Here is a 17837-nt window from a genome sequence, read left to right on the forward strand (position 1 = left end):
GTGCGACGCAGGTTTTCTTTGGTTTCCTCATCCGGGGCCCTTTCGAGTTGGTGGGCGAGGTAGAGGTAGTTCCAACAGATGATGCTGTTTTTGATGAGGCGGTTGCAGGCCTCGGCGATCTCCTGTTCCTCTTTTTCGGCTTGGGTGAACTCGCGGGGATTGCCAACGGCGACAGCGCGGGTGAAGCGGTTGGCGAGTTCGACCTTGTTGAGCTGACGTTCGATGGCCTGCCGCAGGCTCAGGTCATCGACATAGCGCAGGATGAACAGCGATTTGATGATCTGCCCGAAGGCTTTCAGAGTCTGATAGAGCGCGTGCTGCCGGGAATAGGAATTGAGCCGCCGGAAGATGTCGGACGCGGTGTTTTCCTTGAGCTTGATGGTGGCGACCAGACGTAACAGAGCATCCCAGTTTTCGCGGATCAGGGTCTCATTGATGGTTTTGTCCGGCGCGATGATCCAATCATGATCCCTTGGGCGGTCCGGCTTGAAGATGTAGAGGGTCTGTTTTCCAATGCCTTTGATCCGTGGGGCGAAGGAAAAGCCCAGCAGGTGCGTCATCCCGAAGATGGCTTCGGTGTAGCCGTGGCTGTCGGTGGAATGGATGTCACTTTTGACGACGTCATTGCACATGAGGCCATCGATTACGAACGCGCTTTCCCGATCAGCAGCGCTGATCATAAGGGAATGCCAGAGGATGTGGCGTTCATCAACGAATGTGTAGGCGCTGACGCCTTGTCCCTGGCCAAAATACTTGAACGAACGGCTGGCAGCGAGGCTTTCGCCGCGAACCTCGAACTTTTGCCCATCACTGGCGGTGTGCAGCTTGTCCGCCTTGTTCCGATAGATATTGGGCAGGTCCATCTCATCCATAGCTTTGACCACAGCGTCGTTCGCGGCGCGGATATTGTCGAGAGAAAACCGCCAATTAACGATGTGTTCCAGTTCGCCCTCGGTCACGCGAGACGAGATCCTTGCCATTTTGCGCACGCCGATTCCACATCCAAGGCCCATGATCCCAGCCAGGAGTGCGGGGCGGGAGACCGCCTGACGAATGTGGGTCTGCTGCCAGTGTTCGAAAGCGCCGAGCATCGCGCAGTGATTATTGATCGTCTCAAGCACCTGTGCCAGCGGTACATCGTGCCGTTGAGGAAACAGTTCATTGGTTGGGCTGGAACCATCCGCCCCGGCTGCCGGGGTAGCGATGTGGAAGGTGCCATCGGCACGTACCTTCAGATGTGGATTGGCAGCAGCATTGGCGTTCGTGCGCTGATATTGTTGTGTCAGCGCCTTCCGGAGGGGTGCCAGAATAGGTTGTGGGTTGTCAATGAGCGTTCAAAACTGACCCGGTTTCAGCGATTAAATTTGACCCACCCTATGTGGCGCAAAGCCCCCAGGCGGGCCGCCCTCATATAGCGAGTCCGTCTGGGGGCTTTGCTTGCGTGACGTTTATGTTTTTCCGCGTCGCTTGCTTTGTGCGAACCGGTATGACGTGTTGCCCGTTTCGATGATGGCACAATGATGGGTTACGCGATCCAGAAGCGCGGTTGTCATTTTGGCATCGCCGAAGACCGAGACCCACTCTCCGAACTCCAGGTTGGTGGTCATGATGACGCTGGTCTTCTCGTAAAGCTTGCTGATCAGATGGAACAGCAATGCGCCGCCGGACTTGGGGAACGGAATGTAGCCCAGTTCGTCGATGATGACGCAGTCCAGGGCCGATAGCTGCCGGATGATCTTCCCGGCATTGCCCTCGGCCTGTTCCTTGATCAGGGCGTTGATCAGGTCGACGGCGTTGAAGAAGCGCGCCTTCTTTCCGTTGTTGATCAGCGTCGTTCCCAGAGCGATGGCGATGTGGGTTTTGCCTGTGCCGGTTCCGCCCACCAGAATGAGGTTGTGCGCCTCCTCGGTGAACTGGCCTGAGCAGAACGGTTCGATCTGGGTCTGGGTGACGGCGGCCGCACCGTAATCGAAGGTGGCGAAGTCCTTGTGGTGGGGGAACTTCGCTATGCGCATTTGATACTGGATGGAGCGCACCCGCCGCTCTACAGTCTCGGCGTCGATCAGTTGCTTTATCGCTGTGGTCAGACTTGGTGGCTTGCGCGCGGACAGCAAATCATGGGCGCAAGCTGCCATTCCGTGCAGCCTCAGGGCGGTGAGTTGGTCGATGAGGGCATTCATGCCGCGACCTCCCCGGCTGCACACAGCGTCTCATAGCGCTTGCAATCGGCTTCGGGCCGAAGGGTCAGCTGCGGATAGGTATAGGCGTCGCTGAGCGGCGTGATGACCGGCTCCACCAACTGGTTGATCAGATTGATGATGGCGGGCAGGCGCAGGGTGTTTTGTTGCACCGCCAGTTCGCAAGCTGTCTCGACCACCTCGATCCCGTGATCCTGGGCCAGCAGAAGCAAATCGACGAACTCCCGATCCCCGCCTTTGCCGGCCATGTAGTGCTCCCTGATCCGATGCATGGCCTCAGGCAGTTGCCAGTCCACAAAGGGGGCGCCGTCGCGCAGGGCACCCGGCTTGCGATCCAGCAGGGGCACGTAATGCCATGGCTCAAAATAGCTGACATTGCGGGTGAAGCGACGCTTGTGCTCGGCGATGACATCCTGGCCCGAGACCAGCACGATCCGGCCTGCATAGGCGCGCAGCGACACATGTTGTCCGGCGAACCGGGATGGAACGCTGTAGCGATTGCTGGCGTATTGAACCAGGCAGGTGGAGCGGCCGCGGACGGTCTTCTCCACGTATCCGTCAAAGGCCCGCCCCAGAGGGCGCAGTTCGGCGCGTTCGTCTTCGAACAGCTCTGCAATAGTGCGATCCTGATGCTCGGGATGAGGCCGGTTTGCCAGCTCTTCACAGCGCAGGCGCAGCCAATCGTTCAGCGCATCGAGATCATCAAAGGCAGGTTTGGGCGCAAACAGCCGGCCGCGCAAAAACTGGACCTGGTTCTCGACCTGTCCCTTTTCCCAGCCCGCAGCCGGGGTGCAGGCCACCGGCTCCATCACGTAATGGTTCATCAAGGCCAGGAACCGGGGATGGAAGATGCGGTCCTTGGAGCGGGAGACATAGGTCACCATGGTCTTGGGGTTGTCGATGATCACTCGGCGTGGAACGCCGCCGTAGAAAGACAGCGCCTGCACAAAAGCATCCAGAACCATCTCCTGGACTTCGCCGGGATAGGCCACGACGAAGGGCTTGCGGCTGTGACACAGGCGGAAATGGGCAACCTTGATCTTCTGTTCTACGCCTCCCAGGACAACCCGCTCTTCGCTCCAGTCAAACTGAAGGGCGTCACCGGCAGTAAAATGAAGTGGGATAAGAGCCTCGCCCGGACCGGCACCGGCCCGCTTCAGGTCGCGGACAAATCGCTGAACCGGCGAATAGGAACCGGTGTAGCCTTCCACCACGAGCTGCTCATAGAGCTTCTGGGCCGTCCGCCGCTCCCGGCGCGGCCGCTTCTGGTCCTGATCAAACAGCTCCTGAAGCCGAAGATCAAACCCGTTGCACAGTTTGTGCCGAACCGGCGGCGCCTGGCGCTGGTAGCTCGGCGGGCTCTCATCCTTCAGATACTTCTTGATCGTGTTCCGCGATAATCCCGTCGCCCGCGCAACAGACCGGATGCTGCGCCCCTCAACCAATACCCACCGTCGGATCTTCGACACGCTTTCCATCAATAACACCTGCTCTTTCCTCCGCACTTTCTGTGCGGATGTTAACGAAAACAGGTGGGTCAATTTTACGCGCTCATAACCCACCCAAGTGGGTCAATTTTGCATGCCGATTCACAGTGCTGCTATCCAGTGGGCTAGTTGCTTACGCGGAATGGTCTTGTTTTCCAGGAAACATTGGGTCCCATGCGCTGAGGTGGCGACACGTCGCATCCCGCCAGTGGCGCTCTGATCTGGGGGTCCTGATGACGGTGACAAGGGTCAGGCTGCCTGTGCTGCTTGCCGCGCGGTGCGCGCAGCCTCCAGACCGACAAAATCAGATGCTTTTCAACCTGTCGAGAATCTTCGGGTATACGGTGTCCTCGTGTTGATCTGCCCATGCATAGTAGGGGTGGGTCTGGGGCTTCACGCCGAGCGGATTGAATTTTCGATTATAGGCGTCGACGAACTCTTGCGGGATGGCATAGCGGACGAGCACGCCCTTGGTCGCCTTTCGTGTAGCGATCCATTCCGCGTCTGGCATGTCGAACCTGTCGATGCTGGACAGCTCGATCGCCACCAGCTTGATGATGTCGTCCCTCGAGACGCCTGTCCTGACCACGTGCGCCTCTATCTCGGAGAGGTATTTTTCAGCGATGTGCAGATGCGTTTGTGGGCTTTGAGAGGGAATCTTCTTCTCTCGCGACGTCGGCTTTGATCCCCGCGGCGGTTTTGACGCCTGGCCGCTCTGACGGGCCGGTTGCTTTGCCTGCGGCTCTTGCGGCGCGGCCTGCCTGCCGGGCAGGGCGGCAGGGGAGACCCCCAGTTGGTCAAGGAACTTGTCGTCCCCGATATGCAGGGTCGCGCCTGTTGTGTCGGGGCTTAAGACCTGGGCTTTGGGTTTAGGCATCCTCTGCCTCCCAGACATTGTGTGACAGAACGTCGTTCATCACCTTCATCGCCAGTTTCAAGAGTTCTGTGCTGTGCCCGGCGGTGATCCGGGCACCCTCATAATCCTCCGAGATCTGATGCTTGATGATTTCGCCGAGCGGTCCCTTATCTGTCATCATGGCCAGTGTGGCGCGGTGTGGCACCATCGTCTTGACGAGGGCAAAATCTTTCCGCGCGCGCTCGAGATATTTCTGCTCGGTCACCGAAAGCCGCGCCAGGTTCTTGACATTATTTGCCACGAAACACTGGGAAGGCCGCGGTGACCCCGCACCAAGACGGAGGTAGAACGCATCCATCCACTCCCGTGTGGCGGCGGCTGAGACAGCGTCCGGCTGCGACAACTGCAAGGGAGACATGACAAAGTCCGACACGGCCAGCAACTGATCCAGCGCTTTCGTGGCGAAGCCGGGCGTGTCGAGAAGGACAAGATCGGCTGAGCGGCTATCATAGGCGTCATCTATGATCTCGATCACGCGGTCCTCATCGAGGGTGTGATGCAACTGGGCGGCGTCCGGCCAATACCCGTTCTGCACCGCCGTGCCCTGCCACGAGGTCAGGTTGTTCGTTGTATCGGTGTCGATGAAGATGACCCGATACCCGGAGGCAAGGGCCGCGCTGCCGAGCAGGGCCAGAAGGGTGGTCTTCCCGGTGCCGCCCTTGAAGCTGAAAGCCGTGATCACGGGAAGATTGAAGTCCGCCTCACCGTCCGCCATCTCGGATCCTCACCACCTGCTCAGTAGGAATATGTTCTTCCCCACGCTATCAAACCCGACAGCTTGTGACCAGCGATCTGTTGATTAGTGGTTTGCCGGGCAGTGATCTCTTGATGAGTGGCTTAGCAGATAGTGATTAATGACCTGCCAAGCAGTGACCTGTTATGCCGTGTAGCAGCGACCATGCCAGTCGTGATCCATCGACCCGTGCATCGTTGGCGTGCTGACCAGTTGTCCCAAGCTGCAGCTGTCCTCGCCGTCTTTCCGAACCCCAGCATCTGCGTCCATCCCAACATCTCCCTCACCCCTTCCCAAGCAAATTGGCGCGGCCCTGGCCGCGACTGTCTTTGTTTTTGCGACCGCATTGGCGGTCGTTCGGTCGGTTCCCGACCGAGAAAGAATACTCTCGCGCCGAGTCAACCCAAGGTTGATTCGCGGCGCTCAACGGCGTATTCTTTCAAATGCGGCGTATTCTTTCAAATGCAGGATATGTGCATTGTTAACGCAACATGATGTGCCGGGCGGTGAAGCACCGATGAAGAAGCTGAAAGCTCAACAACGAGAACAGATTTTCCGGTTGCTCCGCCAAGGCGTGAGCCAGGCCGACATTGCCCGTGATTTTGGCGTCCATCGCTCGACCGTCAGCCGAATGGAGCGGCGACGGGTCGCTTTGAGCGAGGAAGGCAGGACGACTGCGATGGTCGGGGTGCGGGTTTCTGACAAGGAGGCGACAGCCATAGACGAGGCTGTGCAGCGTCTGAAGTTTCGCAATCGCTCGGAGTTTCTGCGCGCGGTGATCCGCGCGGCCCTGTCCTTTCCGGAACTTGATGAGGGTGTTTCAGCCGATCTGTCGGCGCTGAAGGCGTCGTTTGACCGGGCAGGGGGCAATCTCAACCAGGTTGCCCGCGACATGAGCGCGTCGATGAAGAAGTTGGGGCGTGCGGAGCCTTCGGCCAGGGAGCTGGCGCAGATCTACGCGCTGCATGACGAGGTGATCGAGACGCGCCGGGCGCTTGTCGCCTTGTTGGTCCGCAGCCAGAAGCGGTCGGATGTGCTGAGCCGGATGATTGCGGAGGGCTGCGATGCGCTATGAGATCTCTCCCGTAGATGCCATTATGGGACGGTTGGTCGACCGGCCTGCGCGGGGACCCTATCGCTACAACAACCGGTATGGGCGCGGGGCTGGATCGAGGTCGCGCAACCTGGTGCGGGCCACCACGGGGCGGCCGTCCGCCGTGTTCAAGCTGATCAAGAAAGGCGGCTGCGCAGACCGCAAAGGGCTCAAGGGGCAGCTCGACTACGTGTTTTCCAAGGCCGAGCGGGTGCTGGACTCCCAGGGCCGGTACGAGGGTCAGGACACGCTCTCCGACACCGACATGAACCGGGTGACGCGGCAGTGGTCGGTGGATTGGTGGGGCACGGCCTCTACCGGCTATACCAGCCATCTTTTGCTGAGCTATCCCGTAGGCACCAGCCCCGATGACGTCGCCGCGATTTCCAAGGCGGTCTGCGAAGAGAAGTTTCAGTCCGGCAAGGTCAGATACGATTACGTCGCGGGTCTGCACACGGACCGGGATCATCCGCATGTGCATGTGATCGTCAACAGGCGGGGCAGCGACAACCGGTTGCTGACACTCCGTCAGGGCACGGACATGTCCTATCAGGGGTTTCGCGAGGCGATGGTTGCGCATGGCGAGGCGCTTGGCGTCCACATGGCCTCCGAGAGCCGGTTTGACAAAGGTCTGGTGCACCGCGCGCCAACAACCAGAGAGATTTACGACGCCAAGGTAGAGGGGCGGGAGCCTCGGGAGCGGGTCCGGACGGGTCCGGATCTCGCATTTGCCCTGGGACAGATTGAAGAGCGGGCCGATATCGTCGGAGCATTGTCGGTCCTTGCTGCACAAGATCACCTGCCGACGATTTCCCGGGCGTTGCAGCGCGCCGAGACATTGCTCCGAAACGGTGAAACCATTCTCGGAGGAAAGGCCATGGCCGCTGAAGACACGGATATTGTTCTGTCCGAAGCCGAGGTGCTGGATGCAAGGTTGCACGCCCTCGATGAAACGCTCAATGACTTGCAGGTAGAGATCAACGAGGCTGATCCGGCTCTGAGGCCGGGGTATCAGCAAAGGGTGATCGAGATCATGGCAGAGCTGTCTGTCGTCAACCCGGGCAGTGCTGCCTCGCAATTGCTGCGTGTGGCCCCCGGTGAGGTCAGCCCCTACCATGCGGGTCTGCTCAAGGATGCCGAAGGATTGTCTACACCGCAGCTCCGTCAGCAGGTGGGTGAGATCCTGGACGGGACCGGGATCAACGCAGACGAGGTTCTGGCGCGGATCGAGGTCGGTGCGGAGCGCGAATATCTGGAAAGGGCGTGGACCAGCAGTGACGTTCAAAAATTTGCGGCGGCGCGCAATCTCGATCTCTATGACGACGCTCAGCGGGAACAGGCGGTTGCCACTCTCTCGGAGACATATCACGTGCTTCGACAGGCTCTGGAAGAGGCCAATATCTTGCATGAGACCCCCGAGGACGCAGTTCTCGAAGAGGTAAATGACCGGTTCCGCGTAGAGACAGATGCACGTGCGGAGGCGGACGCTTTGCGCGCGCAGGCGGGCATCGAAGGGATCGCCGCCTTTAACCCTGAGGAATGGAATGCCACAGACATTGTAGAGAAAGCGCGCGCAGAAGCGATTTCGGACGGGATTCAAGCCGAAGTGGCCCGCCTGCATGCGCAAGGCCATTCAAGGGCGTATATTTCCGAACGCAGTTTCGAGATTGGAAACGCCGTTACCCAGCGGATCGACACCTATCCCGCGCTTGCCGAGCTTGCCCCCGAGGAACGCCGCGACTTTGAAGTGCTGGAGCGGCGGTTTGCCGAAACCGACTTCACCTACGGGTCTTCGGATGATCCCATTGCCCGCGATTATGGGCGGGCGCAGGTCGATCAGGCCCGCTCTGCCTTTGAGGCTTACGCTGCCAGATCGTCGTTTCATGCGGAGCTTGCGTCCCGCGCCTGGGACGTTTCCACAGACAGTGTGACCCCGCCCGGCAGCTATGTTCGCGAAGATCAGCGGCGCTACATCGTTGCAGATCGCGAAGAGACGCTGGAGGAAGCAGATCTTGAACTCAAGCAGGAGGCCCCAGCCGACCGTGCGGCCGTAAGACGCCTTCAGCAGCTGGAAGAGGCCTTGCTGCGCCGCAGCCGCGGTATGGAGATAGATACGGTCGAGGAACGCGCGGCTCTGGCGGCTTGCGTTCGCGAGCAGCTGAGCGACGTGCAGATCGAAGAGATCAAGGCGGGCCGCATCGAGGCCCTGGCCGAGGTGACGGACGATCCCGCTGACCAGAACTATCTGGCCCTGGAACTCCTTGACGATGAGATCCGGCGCGGAACCCCGATCAATGAACGGGTGCTGCATGAGGCGCGCGTGCGGGTTGTCGAGGACCGGTTCCGGGGACGTGAAGAAGACGACTACGTGCACGAATAGGAGGACGGTGTCATGAAACGGCTGTTTATGGGATACATCCTGTTTTCCCTGGTGGGCCTGTCGCTGGCCTACCTCATGGTGGGGGTCTATCTGGCCTGGGTGTTCGATCAGGACGTTGACCATCTCTTCTTCGTCCAGCACTTCTGGTGGCTGCGCGCCAACTTCCCGGCCGCGGCCGATATGTCCTTCGTCATTCTGGGCGGCGGGGTCATCGCGGGGCTGGGGCTTGCGCTGGCGGTGGTGAGCGAGTCTCTGTCCACCTTCGGCGTCACGCATTGGCAGAGCAAGGCAGAGCTGCGGAAAAACAAGATGATGGAGACGCCGGGCAGTGGCTTCCTTCTGGCAAAAACCGCAGGCAAGACCTCGAACGCGCCCTTCATCTGTTCGAAGCAGTATCCGCATTGCATGATCGTCGCGCCAACCGGCCGGGGGAAGGGCAGGGGGTTCGTGATCCCCAATCTGCTGACCTTCAAAGGCTCGACGGTGACGCTCGACGTGAAGGGCGAGAATTTCGAGAAGACCGCGCGGTGCCGCGTGGCAATGGGCGACAAGGTGTTCCGCTTTGCGCCAACGAGTTTCAAGGTCAGGTCGCATCGCTACAACCCGCTCTTGCGGATTTACCAGATGCCCAACGAAGACCAGCGGATGTTCGAACTGGACAAGATGGCGAACCTGTTTCTGCAAACCGAAAACCCCGCCAACCAAAGCCTGCTCAGGGGCGGGATCACCGCCTTCATCGCGGCCGGAATGCTGGCCTTTCAGCGTGGCACGCCCACGATGGGAGAGATCTACCGGATCGTGAATGGCGGCGGGAACGAGTTTGGCCCGCAATATGCGCTCTACGCGATTGAAGCCAAACACAAGGCGGTGAAGCTCATCTGGACGTCGCTGAGCAAGATGAACGAAAAGACCCTGTCCAGTTTCATCTCCTTGCTCAACAATTCCGGCCTCGATCCGTGGAAGAACGCGCATTTCGACCGGATGACAAACACCAGCGATTTCGACTTCGATGCGCTGCGCAAGGAGCCGCATTCCATCTACCTGACGATCAGAAGCCAGGACATAGAACCCCTGGCGGGCCTCATCCGTCTGTTCTTCTCGGATCTGATTGCCACGCTGGAGCATCACGAACCCGACCCGGAAACAGAGCCATGGCCGGTCATGATCATCATGGACGAGTTTCACAAGCTCGGGAAAATGCCGATCGTTGCGGATGGGATCACGACGTTGCGCTCCTATGGCGGGCGGCTGGCGATCATCACGCAGACCATCCCCAAGCTCGACGAAATCTATGGCCGCAACGAACGGCTCAGCCTTGAGGGCGGGGCAGGGATCAAGTCGTACATGACGCCCTCGGAGGAACTGACCATCGAGAACCTGTCAGACGCGTGCGGGATGACAACGAAGCGGCGGGTTCAGAAATCCCGGCAGGTTGGCTTTTTCCAGCGCACGACCATGACCGAGCGGACCGAAGAAGTCCCCTTGCTGACCCAGGACGAAGCGCGGCGGATGGACAAGGATGATGTTGTGCTGGTCATCGACGGTGACATGCCGGTGAAGTCCAAGGCCATCGTCTATTACGACGACCCCTATCTCAACAAGCTCTACAAGGACCAGTCCGGACCCTACCCCGAGCGTGACGCAACCGCCGACCGCCTCGACGATCTGGAAGCTGGCCGACCGGCTTACAGGGTTGAGACCGCCGATGAGGCCCCGGGCGCCGACCAGCAGCGCGAAAACCTGGACAAATATCTGCAGCTGTTGAAGGAAGCAGCAGCGGCGGCGGAGAAACAGGTCGAGGATCTGAGGGACGTCATACAGGCTGGCGAGAAGGTTGCGCCACAACCTGTGAGCCAGACCAGAGCCGCCCTAAAGCCAAAGGTCCAACCCGGCCAGTTTCAGTTTGCGTTGCCGAACTTGGAAAATCACGAAACCGAAGCCGGCGACGACGTGGATCAAGAAACCCAGCCGGGCGGCGGCGTGGATCAAGAAGCAGAACCCGACGACGATGCGGTTCAAGAAACACAGCCCGACGACGACCTTCAGGGGAAATCTCTGTGACGCTCAACGAGCGTTAATCCCATGGATCATTGACCAAACGCAATCTGGCCGCACCTTTCAGGCGCGGCAGATTAACCTTTGCGTTTACCCGGCACACCCGGAGGTCAGACGTGCGGAAAAGCGCAGATTGCGGCCTTTGCAGAATCTTGCAAAGCATACGTATTTGTCGCGCCAAGGCCGGTAGAACGCCGCAGCGCAGCTTAGGCATTGCAGCCGTTCGTGGATCGCGCAGCATTTTCGAAGGTCGAACAACGGCACTGCGGGACCAAACTGACGTTGGCTGAGATTGGGTGAATGTCCGCTTCAGCGAACCGTTCAACAAACGGTCGTTTTTGAACGCCTGATCCCCTCGAAGCGGACACCATGCGGATGATCTCTGGTCAGGCCTTAAAATGGCTGATTGAGTTGCGTTATGTCACTAAAAGACGCTAGATACTCCAGTCAATCGGTTAAAGCTGAATTTTTCTGGCAGAAACCGTGTTACACTTCCAAGAATATTAATCGGGTAAAAATGACACATATAGACAATGCGGTCTACTTGATGGACGCTGGTTAGATGATTAATTCCTTTGCATTAGACCGAATGATGGTTCCTGAGAACGCTGAAATCAAGCTGACCATCGTCTCCGCGTATTATGAAAACCCACACATGGCGCAGTTTCTTGCCGACTGGTACAATCGGTTTTCTCCAGAAACCAAGAGTATGATTGAAATCATCCTTGTGGACGACGGATCTCGCCAGCACCCGTTATCAGAAAATGCGGTCCGTCTGAACTTGCCGCATCAGCTTTTCCGCGTCCACCAAGATATCCGTTGGAACCAAGATGGCGCACGCAACATTGGGTGCCATCATGCGCGAGCGGATTGGATTATTCTAACAGATATTGATCATCTGTTTGAAGAGTCAGATATTCTTAGGGCTATCGAGACGCCCAAAGCGGACAAACCGTACCTATTGCTGCGCAAACATTTCGACGGCGGAGAATATATTCATCCCCATACTAACACGTTGCTTCTGACGCGGCAGCGTTACTGGAAAATTGGCGGCTACGATGAGGCATATCGTGGTCATTACGGTACAGACAAGTTTTTTCTTTGCCGAGCGTTTCACGGAAATAAAAAATCGATTTTTCCAGTGTGCTCCATCGTCGTCACTGATAATAGTATTGCCGACGCCAATACACGCAATTATTCTCGAAAAATCGGCTGGCAAACTAAGTTGCACCGAAAGAGCGTCAGCTGTCGGAAGCGCTTGAATATACTGCCCGAAGTATCTCTTTTTCGCGAAAAATATTCTCTGATTGGTGGTCGCTAAGCCTATTTTAAACATAAAACTCTTACAACCATGCCTCAAAACGGCTTGTAATAGCTCGGGCGGAAATCTTGACTGCCATGTGCCCCCATCCTGTCGGAGAGAAGTGGAGCGCATAGAAGATACAAAGACGATGGAGCAGCGCAAAGCTGCTGCGGCTTCTTCCAGTTTCAGGTGGGCTAGTTTGCTACATCAGCGAAAGCCGTGATTTACATCCGACCGGTCAAAAAGGCTCGCTTTTGGAACAGTCACAAACTGCCTCGATTGACGCTGCCAAAAACCTCGTTCAAAACCTTGGCAGTTGTTGAAGGTTTATGGCTGTTCTCATGATAGCGGACATTCATGCAGCACGCAGCGTTGAGCAGTTTGGGCTCCGAGCCGCCGTGCGGCACCGCAGCGTACTCATCGCATGTTTCACGAGCCTCCAGCGTTTCATCAGACGACGGCAGGCAGCCCCAAGCGGTCATAACTTTTAAGATCTTATGCCGTGCGCGCAAGATCGCCTTGAAGCTGGCTGTCAATATCGGTGACGCCTCCCTATCAGCGTGAGCAAGCTTGAATACGAGCACAAAATAGACCAACCTCGCCTCAAGGAAATATTACTTGGAAAATATCGGATGAACGTGAAATTTAATCTCGTTATGATCACCGTCGCTATATTTGCAGCATCGTCGTTTTCTGCATACGCAGATATCGAACGATGCACAGAGATAGAGAATAGCTTGGAAAGACTGGCATGCTATGATGAAGAAGCAGGATATAATCCGGAATTAACAAAAGAAGTCGTTGGGTCAGGAGATTGGAGTGTCCGCATAGAAACATCAAAGATCGACGACTCAAAGAACGTTTTCCTCACGCTCTACAGCGAAGAGCAAACGAATTGCCGCTACAAAAGCGGCAGGCACAGCTTTCATGTAGCATGCCGAGAGAACCAGACAAATATGTGGGTGATCTTTGGCCAATGCTTCATGTCCTCCATTCAAGGAAAGGGCCGAGTGACATACCGGCTTGACTCCGAAAAATCTGCGACACGCAACTTTCGCGAGAGCAATGACAACATGGCCTTGGGGCTTTGGAGTGGAGGGACAGCGATCCCGTTTTTAAAGGAAATGATCGGGCACGACCGGATAATCGTCCGCGCAACACCATTCTCTGACAGTACCGTCACGGGCGAATACAACATTTCAGGACTGGGAGAAGCGGTGCAACCACTTCGTGAGGCCCGCAACTGGTGATCCAAAGACCCGGCCCGTTCACTGCGCATTGCCACCGCTCAAGCTCTTTCATGAGTTCACAATTCCAACGAAAAGCGCCAGTTGACGGAAGGCAGCCCGGAGCGGGCATTCTATCAAGTCGGAATGATCGCGTTGAATATGCAAACGTCCAAGCATCAGCGTGCCTGATAGCTCGCATGGCTCGTTCTAATTGAAACCTCGGAAAGCCCATTGTGTTTTAAACCAAATTTCAGAACGTGTCGGGGTGTCTGATTGGTCGGGCCTAGGGTCACCTGTGATACGGCTTCTGCGGGGATGGTTATGGGGATGTATGGAGAGATTGCCTTGCCCGTCCCCCTAAGCTTCACTCCGGTAATTGAAGAGAGGTTTCCATAGGTGAACAGCCGCCACTCCTTTTCTTCACTGAACGCGCCGTTCTTGGCTGTGAAGAGGGACTTGGCAGCATTTTCATACTTCGCGTGCTTTTCTCCCTTGGGGCCAAAGTCCAGTTCCATAGAGCCGGTGACATTGGACTCATTATAGAGCCGGGCATCTTCGCCGAAGGCGTCGTTAAGCACGCGCACTATGGCGTTGATTTCTTCGAAATCTTGATAGCCGTAAGCGATCTGGGTCAACTGCAGCTTGCTCCTGGGATGGTTTTTGGCGACGGCCTCCAAGGCTTCCCTATAGAACGTGATAGAGAAGCCTGCCCCGTCCGCAGCGTATCCTCGCCACTGGCTCAGAAGGTCGCGTTCCTCGGAAAAACAGAGGCCCAACGCCAAACGATCATGGCTGGCAGTGTCCATACACAGCGCTGCGCCCCGTCGCTCTAGTCTTTGTTCTCGCTTGAAGAGATCAAGCCAGTAATTCCGCATCCAGTGCCCCTCAGCGGCGTCGTTGGACTGCGAAAGAGACGTTAGCCAAAGCTGTTTGTTCTCCAAGAAAGACAGAAATACATGTTCGCTGCAATAATAGGTCAACTCCTCAGTCATAAGACGTCACGCCTCTTTCAATTGATCACAAGCGATACACACGCAAGCCAGCAATAACCGAGCCAGTAAAAGGACGCGAGTTCTTTGAAGACCACTTACGCAACCATCGCGACCGTCCAGCACCGGTCGACAAGTGGCACCTCGACGAGGTTGTGATCTCTGTCCGTGGTCAGACACACTGGCTCTGGCGGGCCGTCGATTCCAACTGTGACGTGCTGGAGATCCTATTGTAAAGCCACAGAATTGCCCATGCTGCCAAGCGGTTTCTCAAGAAACTGATGAAGCGGTGGGGCGTGCCGCGGGTCCTCGTGACCGACAAGCTGCGCAGCTATGGCACGGCCGTCCGGGACGTTTGCCCGGGCGTCGAACACCGCTCGCACAAAGGACTGTACAACCGGGCCGAGGCGTCGCACAGGCCCACCCGGCGACGAGAAAAGATCATGGGCCGTTTCAAATCCCCTCGCCAAGCACAGCGGTTTCTATCCGTCCATGACCAAACCGCAACACTGTTTCGTCCGAAGCGCCACCGCCTGTCTGCAAGATCCTACCGCCACGCCCGGGCTGACACGTTCAGCCTGTGGAGCGACTCTGTCGCTGAACTGACCGCATGATGGCGACAGATGGCAACGTCAGGCCGGGGAAGAACAAGCTGACAATGCCCTCAAAGCGCATAGCCAAGAGGCGCGAAATACGTAAACCTCCGGCGACGGCCGTCTGATCTCAGGCTCAATCTGATGGTAAGTCCGACCTTATGTCCGACTTTATCAACCGCCCTCAAATCGAAGTTCTGTCTGCTGCCGATGGTGAACGCCGCCGGCATTGGTCGGATGATGACAAACTGCGCATTGTGGAAGAAAGCTTTATTGGCCACCGTCAGGTGACAGCCACGGCGCGGCGACACGGCATTGGCCGGTCGCTTTTGACGACTTGGCGGCGGCAGTATCGAAACGGTGAGCTTGGGTCTTCTGGCTCTGTATCGTTCGCGCCGGTGACTGTGCCGAAGGAAGTTTCCGCGTCGCAGGCAAATCCAATCGATGCCAGTCCACCTCCGGACTGTCGGGTTGAGGTAGCCCTTCCGAATGGGCGTCGTCTCATCGTGCCCATCGGCGTGGAGTCCGAAGCGCTTGCTCGGCTTCTGGCAGTGGTGGATCGGCAATGATCGCGTTTCCGGCGGGCGTGAAGGTGTGGATCGCAGGCGGCGTCACCGATATGCGGCGGGGCATGAACACGCTGGCGCTACAGGTGCAAGAAGGGCTCGGCCGTGATCCCCATGCGGGTGAGATATTTTGCTTCCGAGGTCGTAAGGGCGACCTCGTCAAGATCCTGTGGCATGATGGCGTGGGCATGTCGCTTTATCTAAAGCGCCTGGAGGCAGGCAAGTTCATCTGGCCCGTGAGCCGGTCGGGCGAAGCGGTACAGATATCGGCGGCGCAGTTGGGTTATCTTCTGGAGGGCATCGACTGGCGTAACCCACGCTGGACACAACGCCCTGCAAAGGCTGGTTAATTTGCGCCAGCCAGCCTGTTTTTATTGGTGCTTCGCGGCTTCGGCTGGTAAATATTGGTCATGTCTAATGCCGCCTCTGAACTCGCCAAATTACGCGCTGCCCTGGCCGCCGCAGAGGCCCGTGCAGATGTTGCGGAAAGCGAGCTGGCGCAGGCCCGCGCGGTTGTCTCCTGCTCCGAGGCGATGATCCAAGAGCTCAAGCTCGAGATCGCCAAACTGCGCCGTGACAAATACGGTATCTCGTCAGAACGACGCGCCCGGCTGATCGATCAACTGGAACTGCAGCTTGAAGAGATGGAAGCGGCGGCCACCGAGGATGCCTTAGCCGCAGATCAAGCAAGCGAGAAAGCCAGCACGGTGCGCGCCTTCACGCGCCGCCATCCCGTGCGCAAGCCGTTCCCCGATCACCTGCCGCGCGAGCGAGTTGTTGTTGAGGCACCGGCCGCCTGCACTTGCTGTGGCTCGGACCGGATCGTGAAGATGGGCGAAGATGTCACCGAGACACTGGAGGTGATCCCGCGACAGTGGAAGGTCATACAGACCGTGCGTGAGAAGTTCACCTGCCGGTCTTGCGAAAGGATCAGTCAGCCGCCGGCGCCCTTCCATGCGATTCCGCGCGGATGGGCCGGGCCCAGCTTGATCGCAATGCTAATCTTCGAGAAATATGGTCAGCACCAGCCGTTGAACCGGCAGGCCGAGCGGTTCGCCCGTGAAGGTGTAGAGCTGAGCCTGTCCACCCTGGCGGACCTGGTCGGGCACGCGACTGTTGCCTTGCAGCCGATCCATGCCCTGATCGAAAGCCATGTGCGTGCCGCTCACCGCCTGCATGGCGATGATACCACCGTGCCGCTTCTGGCGCGGGGCGGTGCAAAAAAGGCCCGGCTCTGGACCTATGTGCGTGATGATCGGCCATGGAATGGTGGCGCCCCACCAGCGGCGTTCTTCCGCTTCTCTCGAGATCGCGGCGCAACCAATCCCAATCAGCATCTGGCCGGATGGCAAGGTGTGCTGCAAGCGGACGCCTATGGTGGATACAACGATCTCTATCGCGAAGACCGCGACGCGGGGCCCGTGACCAGTGCGTTGTGTTGGTCACATGCCCGCCGGAAGTTCTTCGAACTGGCCGACATTGCGGGCAACGTCCGCAAGGGCAAACCCGCCCATCAGATCTCGCCGGTCGCACTGGAAGCGGTGAAACGGATCGATGCCATCTTCGACATCGAGCGCGAGATCAATGGGCTGGATGCTGATGCCCGGCTCGTCGCCCGCCAGAACCTGTCCCGTCCCCTGGTGAACGGCCTCCACGACTGGCTGCAGGACGAGCGTGCGAAACTGTCCAGACACAACAAGGTGGCCAAGGCGATCAACTACATGTTTGAGAAGCATGGCCGTTGGCAGGCCTTCACGGCATTCCTCGATGACGGGCATATCTGTCTGACGAATAATGCGGCCGAACGCGCTTTACGTGGCGTGGCACTGGGCAGAAAGTCGTGGCTCTTCGCAGGCTCAGAGCGCGGCGGTGAACGGGCTGCCGCCATGTATACCCTTATCGTCACCGCCAAAATGAACGACATCGATCCGCAGGCCTGGCTCGCCGATGTTCTCGCCCGGCTGCCCGACTTGCCCGTCTCGCGCGTGCATGAACTTCTGCCTTGGAACTGGAAAGCTCTATCCCTTACACAAGCAGCGTAACCATGCAGCTGAACAAGGTGTATTCCGTCAAGACAATCGACCGCGTCGCTGTCGAACTGGGCGAAACCGTCAATCAGATCTTTGATCTCGCCACCGGTATGGAAACCGAAGATGGTATAATCTGGGTCTACGGTCCCAGCGACGACGGTGTCATCGCATTCACTCCATTCGGGATCGAAAACCTGCAAGAGCTCATCGAAATGGACCGTGATCGCGAGCGATGACCTACCTGTGGCCTACGCCGGATGCTTAC

The 17837-nt window shown here is 57.8% G+C and carries 16 protein-coding genes and 1 pseudogene; 10 read left to right on the forward strand and 7 right to left on the reverse strand.

Annotation, left to right across the window (positions count from 1 at the left end; genetic code table 11):
• The 5 genes from DMZ65_RS18405 to DMZ65_RS18425 all read right to left on the reverse strand — a co-directional run.
• Positions 1–1091: Tn3 family transposase (locus DMZ65_RS18405; RefSeq protein WP_157960685.1), on the reverse strand; the 1091-nt coding region annotated here is incomplete at its 3' end.
• A gap of 357 nt (positions 1092–1448) precedes the next feature.
• Positions 1449–2180 (reverse strand): IS21-like element helper ATPase IstB, encoded by a 732-nt coding sequence (gene istB, locus DMZ65_RS18410; protein WP_116600202.1) that lies wholly within the window; start codon positions 2178–2180, stop codon positions 1449–1451.
• Entirely contained in the window at positions 2177–3739 is a 1563-nt protein-coding gene (gene istA / locus DMZ65_RS18415) for an IS21 family transposase (RefSeq protein WP_232825063.1), read from the reverse strand. The genes istB and istA overlap by 4 nt, the downstream gene beginning before the upstream one ends.
• Positions 3740–3989: 250 nt before the next feature.
• The gene (locus DMZ65_RS18420; protein WP_116600204.1) at positions 3990–4562 is read right to left on the reverse strand and encodes a hypothetical protein; all 573 of its coding nucleotides are present in this window, start codon (positions 4560–4562) and stop codon (positions 3990–3992) included.
• Positions 4555–5316 (reverse strand): ParA family protein, encoded by a 762-nt coding sequence (locus DMZ65_RS18425; protein WP_116600205.1) that lies wholly within the window; start codon positions 5314–5316, stop codon positions 4555–4557. Before DMZ65_RS18425 ends, DMZ65_RS18420 begins: the two co-directional genes overlap by 8 nt.
• A gap of 496 nt (positions 5317–5812) precedes the next feature.
• Here DMZ65_RS18425 and DMZ65_RS18430 point away from each other — a divergent pair, with 496 nt between their 5' ends.
• From DMZ65_RS18430 to DMZ65_RS18445, 4 genes are all read left to right on the forward strand, one after another.
• A complete protein-coding gene (locus tag DMZ65_RS18430) occupies positions 5813–6409 on the forward strand; it encodes a helix-turn-helix domain-containing protein (protein ID WP_116600206.1) in 597 nt (198 codons plus the stop codon).
• Positions 6399–8807: a relaxase/mobilization nuclease domain-containing protein gene (locus DMZ65_RS18435; RefSeq protein ID WP_116600207.1), complete on the forward strand. Its 2409-nt coding sequence runs from the start codon at positions 6399–6401 to the stop codon at positions 8805–8807. Before DMZ65_RS18430 ends, DMZ65_RS18435 begins: the two co-directional genes overlap by 11 nt.
• Positions 8808–8819: 12 nt before the next feature.
• On the forward strand, positions 8820–10868 hold the full coding sequence (locus DMZ65_RS18440; RefSeq protein ID WP_116600208.1) for a type IV secretory system conjugative DNA transfer family protein: 2049 nt from the start codon (positions 8820–8822) through the stop codon (positions 10866–10868).
• Between the two features lie 556 nt (positions 10869–11424).
• A complete protein-coding gene (locus DMZ65_RS18445) occupies positions 11425–12183 on the forward strand; it encodes a glycosyltransferase (protein WP_116600209.1) in 759 nt (252 codons plus the stop codon).
• Positions 12184–12428: 245 nt separating this feature from the next.
• On the opposite strand, the gene DMZ65_RS18450 is transcribed toward DMZ65_RS18445, so the two are convergent.
• Positions 12429–12701 carry a hypothetical protein gene (locus DMZ65_RS18450; protein WP_157960686.1) on the reverse strand — a complete coding sequence of 91 codons (273 nt, stop codon included), beginning with the start codon at positions 12699–12701 and terminating at the stop codon, positions 12429–12431.
• A gap of 24 nt (positions 12702–12725) precedes the next feature.
• Between DMZ65_RS18450 and DMZ65_RS18455 the strand changes: the two genes are divergently transcribed.
• Complete coding sequence (locus DMZ65_RS18455; protein WP_157960687.1) at positions 12726–13415, forward strand: type VI secretion system-associated protein TagO; 690 nt, start codon at positions 12726–12728, stop codon at positions 13413–13415.
• A gap of 155 nt (positions 13416–13570) precedes the next feature.
• Here the strand turns inward: DMZ65_RS18455 and DMZ65_RS18460 are convergent, their stop codons facing one another.
• Positions 13571–14386 (reverse strand): DUF2971 domain-containing protein, encoded by an 816-nt coding sequence (locus tag DMZ65_RS18460; protein ID WP_116600212.1) that lies wholly within the window; start codon positions 14384–14386, stop codon positions 13571–13573.
• Positions 14387–14496: 110 nt separating this feature from the next.
• Here DMZ65_RS18460 and DMZ65_RS18465 point away from each other — a divergent pair.
• The 5 genes and pseudogenes from DMZ65_RS18465 to DMZ65_RS18485 form a co-directional block, all read left to right on the forward strand.
• Positions 14497–14997, forward strand: a pseudogene (locus tag DMZ65_RS18465) (IS6 family transposase); the annotation flags it as partial.
• A gap of 140 nt (positions 14998–15137) precedes the next feature.
• Positions 15138–15545, forward strand: coding sequence for an IS66-like element accessory protein TnpA (gene tnpA / locus DMZ65_RS18470; RefSeq protein WP_116599346.1), 408 nt, complete (start codon positions 15138–15140; stop codon positions 15543–15545).
• Positions 15542–15892 carry an IS66 family insertion sequence element accessory protein TnpB gene (tnpB, locus tag DMZ65_RS18475; protein ID WP_067630184.1) on the forward strand — a complete coding sequence of 117 codons (351 nt, stop codon included), beginning with the start codon at positions 15542–15544 and terminating at the stop codon, positions 15890–15892. Before tnpA ends, tnpB begins: the two co-directional genes overlap by 4 nt.
• A 60-nt stretch (positions 15893–15952) precedes the next feature.
• On the forward strand, positions 15953–17584 hold the full coding sequence (gene tnpC, locus DMZ65_RS18480) for an IS66 family transposase (protein ID WP_116599435.1): 1632 nt from the start codon (positions 15953–15955) through the stop codon (positions 17582–17584).
• Between the two features lie 2 nt (positions 17585–17586).
• On the forward strand, positions 17587–17808 hold the full coding sequence (locus DMZ65_RS18485; protein WP_116599347.1) for a hypothetical protein: 222 nt from the start codon (positions 17587–17589) through the stop codon (positions 17806–17808).
• Positions 17809–17837: the final 29 nt, after the last annotated feature.

This window comes from Primorskyibacter marinus (assembly GCF_003313245.1).
GTDB classification, from domain to species: Bacteria; Pseudomonadota; Alphaproteobacteria; order Rhodobacterales; family Rhodobacteraceae; genus Primorskyibacter; species Primorskyibacter marinus.